Source organism: Janibacter sp. CFPM2_SD2, assembly GCF_057364645.1.
On the sequence record NZ_JBNFOF010000411.1, the window covers coordinates 1 to 568 of the forward strand.

The following is a 568-nucleotide window of genomic DNA, read 5'->3' on the forward strand; positions in this document are numbered from 1 at the left end:
GAGGTGGGGCGCTCCGAGGGCCCAGCCGAGGCCGAGCAGGCCGACGAGACCCGCGAGCCACGACCCGGCACGACGACCGGGCACGAGCAGGGCGAGTCAGGCCGATCGCGAGGACGGCCGCGGTCCTGACCACGTGGTCGGGGCGCCACCGGGCAGCTGGCCGAGGGCCAGGTCGGTCGCGGAGGTGCTCAGCTGCACGTCGGTCATGCCCCACCCGGTGAGCAGCCGGAGCGGCTGCTCCTGCAGGGCGAGCAGCCACGGCCCGGCGAGGGCGAGCGGCACGACGGCGAGCGTGATCCCGCGGGCCCGGCGACGCGAGTCACCGCCGACGAGCAGGACGAGACCGACGGCGGCGAGCACCACTCCCACGACCGGGACGACGGTCGCGAGCAGGGTGCCCCACAGGGCGGTGCGCACGGTGTCGCTGTAGGTGGTCGTGCGTCGGCCGGCCGCACGAGACCGGCCGCGATCCGCGGCAGCAGCACGAGGGGCGAGGAGCGCGCCGATCCGCCCCTTTCGCCCCACGGCGAGTGCGGCAGGCGCGGTCGTCACCCCAGGCGAGTGCGGC

1 protein-coding gene is annotated in these 568 nt (G+C 76.8%); it reads right to left on the minus strand.

Features of this window, described 5'->3' with window-relative positions; all coding sequences use genetic code 11:
• Nucleotides 1-96: 96 nt before the first annotated feature.
• A partial coding sequence (locus AC2W7J_RS18690) for a hypothetical protein (RefSeq protein ID WP_485984306.1) occupies nt 97-568 on the minus strand: 472 nt, incomplete at its 5' end.